This window comes from Amycolatopsis sp. NPDC059027, assembly GCF_042739735.1.
In the GTDB taxonomy this organism is placed as follows: Bacteria; Actinomycetota; Actinomycetes; order Mycobacteriales; family Pseudonocardiaceae; genus Amycolatopsis.
The window spans coordinates 301233-305947 of record NZ_JBHYIK010000001.1 but is presented as its reverse complement, the minus strand read 5'-3'; the positions used below and the strand labels follow the sequence as shown (position 1 = coordinate 305947).

The window sequence follows — 4715 nt, the reverse complement described above, 5'->3', positions numbered from 1 at the left end:
CCTTACCGGCACTGAGCGCCGGTAAGGAGGCCTTCACGGACCTTTCGGCCCCTGTCGGACCCGCCGCATACACTCAACGGCATGACAGCTACGACCAGCTCGTCAGCGGTGCCGGCCACCCCGGCACCGCTGACGGACGCGACTCGCGACGAGGCGAGCCTGCGCCGGTTCCTGCACGGGCTGCCCGGCGTCGACCAGGTCGGTGTCGAGCAGCGCGCGGCGGGCCTGGCCACCCGCAGCATCAAGAAGGACGCCAAGCGCTGGGCGATCGACACCGCCATCTCCATGGTCGACCTGACCACGCTCGAGGGTGCCGACACCCGCGGCAAGGTCCGCGCGCTCGCCACCAAGGCGCTGCGGCCCGATCCGGAGCGGCCGGACACGCCGCGCGTCGGCGCCGTGTGCGTGTACCCGGACATGGTCGCGACGGCCGTCGAAGCGCTGAAAGGCAGCGGCGTACACGTCGCGAGCGTCGCGACCGGCTTCCCCGCCGGGCGCACGAGCCGCGAGATCAAGCTGGCCGACACGAAGATCGCCGTCGACGCGGGCGCGCACGAGGTCGACATGGTGATCGACCGCGGCGCCTTCCTCGAAGGCCGCTACCTGGACGTCTTCGAGGAGATCCAAGCGGTGAAGGCCGCCTGCGGCGAGGCGCACCTCAAGGTCATCCTGGAGACCGGCGAGCTGGCGACGTACGACAACGTGCGCCGCGCCTCCTGGCTCGCGCTGCTGGCGGGCGGTGACTTCATCAAGACCTCCACCGGCAAGGTCTCCCCCGCCGCGACACTGCCCGTCACGCACGTAATGCTGCAGGCGGTGCGCGACTGGTTCACCCACACCGGCGAACTCCGCGGCGTCAAGCCCGCGGGCGGGATCCGGACCACCAAGGACGCGATCAAGTACCTGGTCGCGGTGCACGAGGTCGCCGGCGAGCAGTGGCTGACCCCGGACCTGTTCCGCTTCGGCGCGTCGAGCCTGCTCAACGACCTGCTGCTGCAACGCCGCACCCAGACCGACGGCCACTACAGCGGCCCCGACTACGTGACGGTGGACTGATGCCCGTTTTCGATTACGCACCCGCGCCGGAATCGCGCGCCATCGCGAATCTCAAGGACCATTACCGGCCGTTCGTCAACGGCGAATTCGTCGACGGCTCGGGTGAGCCACTGAAGTCGATCAACCCTGCCACCGAAGAGGTCCTCGCGGAGGTCGGTACCGCTTCGGTGTCCGATGTGGACACCGCGGTCAAGGCGGCCCGCAAGGCGTACAACTCCGTCTGGTCGAAGATGCCGGGCACCGAGCGGGCGAAGTACCTGTTCCGGATCGCGCGGCTGATCCAGGAACGCTCGCGCGAGCTGGCCGTGCTGGAGACGCTGGACAACGGCAAGCCGATCAAGGAGTCGCGCGACTCCGACGTGCCGACGGCCGCCGCGCACTTCTTCTACCACGCGGGCTGGGCCGACAAGCTCGACTACGCGGGCTACGGACCTTCGCCGCGGCCACTCGGCGTCGCGGGTCAGATCATCCCGTGGAACTTCCCGCTGCTTATGCTGGCGTGGAAGATCGCGCCCGCGCTGGCCACCGGCAACACGGTGGTGCTGAAGCCCGCCGAGACCACGCCGCTGACGGCGCTGGTTTTCGCCGAGATCTGCCAGCAGGCCGAGCTTCCGCCGGGCGTGGTCAACATCCTGCCCGGCGCCGGTGACATTGGTTCGTCCATTGTGGAGCATTCCGATGTGGACAAGATCGCGTTCACCGGCTCGACCGACGTCGGGAAGCTGATCCAGCGCCAGGTCGCGGGCACGCCGAAGAAGCTGACACTGGAACTGGGCGGCAAGGCGGCGAACGTCGTGTTCGAGGACGCGCCGCTGGATCAGGCCGTCGAGGGCATCGTCAACGGGATCTTCTTCAACCAGGGCCACGTCTGCTGCGCGGGTTCCCGGCTGCTCGCCCAGGAATCCATTGTGGACGAGCTGCTGGACAAGCTGCGCCACCGTGTTTCGACGCTGCGGCTCGGCGACCCGCTGGACAAGAACACCGACATCGGCGCGATCAACTCCGCCGAGCAGCTGGCGAAGATCAAGGGCCTCGTCGAGTCGGGCGACGCCGAGGGCGCGCAGCGCTGGACGAGCCCGTGCCCGGTGCCGGATCGCGGATTCTTCTTCGCCCCCACGGTGTTCTCCGACGTGCACCAGTCGATGCGGATCGCCCGCGAGGAGATCTTCGGGCCGGTCCTTTCGGTGCTGACGTTCCGCACTCCGGACGAGGCGGTGGCCAAGGCGAACAACACGCCGTACGGGCTGTCGGCCGGGATCTGGACGGAAAAGGGCTCCCGGATCCTGTGGATGGCGAACCAGCTACGCGCGGGCGTCGTCTGGGCCAACACCTTCAACCGCTTCGACCCCGCCGCACCGTTCGGCGGCTATCAGGAATCCGGATTCGGCCGCGAGGGCGGGCGCACCGGGCTGGAGGCGTACCTCGATGTCTGAGACCCGGCTGTCCGTCGCCAAGACGTACAAGCTCTACATCGGCGGGAAGTTCCCGCGCTCGGAATCGGGGCGGGTGTACCCGGTCACCGATCCGAAGGGGAAGTTCCTCGCGAACGCCGCGCACGCCTCGCGCAAGGACGTGCGGGACGCGGTGGTCGCGGCACGCAAGGCGCTCGGCGGCTGGTCGTCGGCGACGGCGTACAACCGCGGCCAGGTGCTCTACCGCGTCGCCGAGATGCTGGAGGGCCGCCGCGAGCAGTTCATCAGCGAGGTCGGCGCGTCCGAGGGCGTCACCGCGAAGAAGGCACAGTCCCTTGTAGACGCTTCGATCGACCGGTGGGTCTGGTACGCGGGCTGGACGGACAAGATCGCGACCGTGCTGGGCGCGGCGAATCCCGTCGCGGGGCCGTACTTCTCGTTCACCGTCCCGGAACCGACCGGCGTCGTCGGCGTGCTCGCGCCGCAGCAGTCGTCGCTGCTCGGCTTGGTCAGTGTCCTGGCGCCAGTACTGGCGACCGGCTCGACGGCGGTCGTCGTCTCCAGCGCCGAACGTCCGCTGCCCGCGATCACCCTGTCGGAAGTCCTTGCCACGTCGGACCTTCCCGGCGGCGTCGCGAACATCCTCACCGGCCGCGCCGCCGAACTGGGTCCCTGGCTCGCCTCCCACGGCGACGTCAACGCCCTCGACCCCACCGGCGCCACACCCGCCGACCGGGCCGACCTCGCCCGCGAAGCCGCCGGCACGGTGAAACGCGTCCTGACCGTGCCGAATGCCGAACCGGACTGGACCACCGCGCCCGACCTGTCCCGGCTGCGCCGCTATCTGGAAGCGAAGACCGTCTGGCACCCCACCGGCGTCTGACCACAGGTGTGTCTCTGAGGCGGGCTCGCGCCTCAGAGACACACTGCAAAGCTCCGTCGATCACGGAGCGTGACTTACTCGTCACGTGTTACGTTAGCGACCAGGACACAGCGCTGGGAGGGTCGCTGATGGACGAGGAACGGTGGGGCTTCGAAGAGGACGACGAGTGGGAAGAGGACCAGCCACCGTCAACGTCGGATCCGCAGTCCGAGGACACCGAGAGCATCACCGGCAGTGATGGCGATGCGATCATCACTGTGCACATCGCGTCGACCGGACAGCCGATCGCCGTGAAGCTCGAACCAGGCTGGAAGCAGTCGGTCGGCCCGAGGGCCCTACACGGCAGCGTGGTGGCCGCCGCCAACACCGCCACAATGCAGGCGCTCGCCTGGCAAGTGGAGAACCCGCAGGGACATGACCTCCACATGTGGTCCTCCAGCGACGCGAGCCAGGCTGAAGAATCACCGCTGACCGCCGCCGACATGGACCGCCTCTCTCAAGCAGCCGACGCCGAAATAAAACAGTTCATGGAGCGGGCCACAGCCAACGTCGACTCACCTGTCTCCCGCGAAAGCGCGGGTGGTCACGTGTCAGGAACTGCGCTGAATGGCCGAATCACCGAGTGCTCGATCGATCCGAACTGGGCGGCGTCTGCACGCAATGCCGAAATCGAGAGCGAAGTCCTTGACGTACTTCAAGCTCTCCACACAGAAGGCGCTCCGAACCAGGTCATCCCGGACAGCCCGGCCATCAACGAGATCATGAGCCTGCTCTTCGACCCGCAACGCCTGATGCGCCGCACCGGCCTCATCCCGCGAAGTTCCCCTACTGAACCCGAAGGAGACGACCGGCAATGAGCGACACCGAAGTGGCCTTGGAAGCCTTACGATCGGACGCGAAGGTGTGGAATCAAGCCGCCGATAGCCTCCTGGGCCCTACCCGGGAGATCGCGGCGATGTCACTGGCCGAAGACGACGTGATGAGCTACGCGGCACGGGCAGGTTTTCATCGGCAGTACAACGACATGCGGCAACTCCTCCAGGATATGTCCCAGCAGGCCGCCGTGAACTTCGATGCCCTCGCCGAGGTGCTCCGCAACGCGGCCGGAATGTACGAGCGCACCGAGGAGGAGCACGGGAATCGCATCAGCGGTGTCCTTGATGGCAACTGACAGGTCACGGACCCAAGGGGAGGAACATGACGTCCGCCGACAGCGGCAACGCCGTCATCGAGGCAGCGATCGCCAAGCTCAAGGAAATCGATAACAAGATCCGGCAGTTCTTCGATCGGGTCAACGACATCCTGTCCTGGGTACCCGACATCCTTTCGCACATGATCGAGCCCATAAAGCAACAGATCGACGC

Annotated in this window: 5 protein-coding genes; all 5 read left to right on the top strand. The window is 67.2% G+C overall.

From position 1 onward, the window contains the following. Window positions 1–81 precede the first annotated feature (81 nt). Window positions 82–1056: a deoxyribose-phosphate aldolase gene (gene deoC / locus ACFWY9_RS01405; protein ID WP_378337870.1), complete on the top strand. Its 975-nt coding sequence runs from the start codon at window positions 82–84 to the stop codon at window positions 1054–1056. Continuing rightward, the gene (locus tag ACFWY9_RS01400; RefSeq protein ID WP_378337869.1) at window positions 1056–2489 is read left to right on the top strand and encodes an aldehyde dehydrogenase family protein; all 1434 of its coding nucleotides are present in this window, start codon (window positions 1056–1058) and stop codon (window positions 2487–2489) included. The genes deoC and ACFWY9_RS01400 overlap by 1 nt, the downstream gene beginning before the upstream one ends. Beyond that, on the top strand, window positions 2482–3351 hold the full coding sequence (locus ACFWY9_RS01395; RefSeq protein ID WP_378337868.1) for an aldehyde dehydrogenase family protein: 870 nt from the start codon (window positions 2482–2484) through the stop codon (window positions 3349–3351). The genes ACFWY9_RS01400 and ACFWY9_RS01395 overlap by 8 nt, the downstream gene beginning before the upstream one ends. 128 nt (window positions 3352–3479) lie before the next feature. Then, window positions 3480–4208 carry a hypothetical protein gene (locus ACFWY9_RS01390; protein ID WP_378337867.1) on the top strand — a complete coding sequence of 243 codons (729 nt, stop codon included), beginning with the start codon at window positions 3480–3482 and terminating at the stop codon, window positions 4206–4208. Beyond that, the gene (locus tag ACFWY9_RS01385; protein WP_378329486.1) at window positions 4205–4522 is read left to right on the top strand and encodes a hypothetical protein; all 318 of its coding nucleotides are present in this window, start codon (window positions 4205–4207) and stop codon (window positions 4520–4522) included. Before ACFWY9_RS01390 ends, ACFWY9_RS01385 begins: the two co-directional genes overlap by 4 nt. Window positions 4523–4715: the final 193 nt, after the last annotated feature.

Excerpts from the sequence above, each read along its gene's own strand:
- deoC (WP_378337870.1), top strand. The coding sequence starts at position 82 with ATGACAGCTACGACCAGCTCGTCAGCGGTGCCGGCCACCCCGGCACCG.
- ACFWY9_RS01400 (WP_378337869.1), top strand. The coding sequence starts at position 1,056 with ATGCCCGTTTTCGATTACGCACCCGCGCCGGAATCGCGCGCCATCGCG.
- ACFWY9_RS01395 (WP_378337868.1), top strand. The coding sequence starts at position 2,482 with ATGTCTGAGACCCGGCTGTCCGTCGCCAAGACGTACAAGCTCTACATC.
- ACFWY9_RS01390 (WP_378337867.1), top strand. The coding sequence starts at position 3,480 with ATGGACGAGGAACGGTGGGGCTTCGAAGAGGACGACGAGTGGGAAGAG.
- ACFWY9_RS01385 (WP_378329486.1), top strand. The coding sequence starts at position 4,205 with ATGAGCGACACCGAAGTGGCCTTGGAAGCCTTACGATCGGACGCGAAG.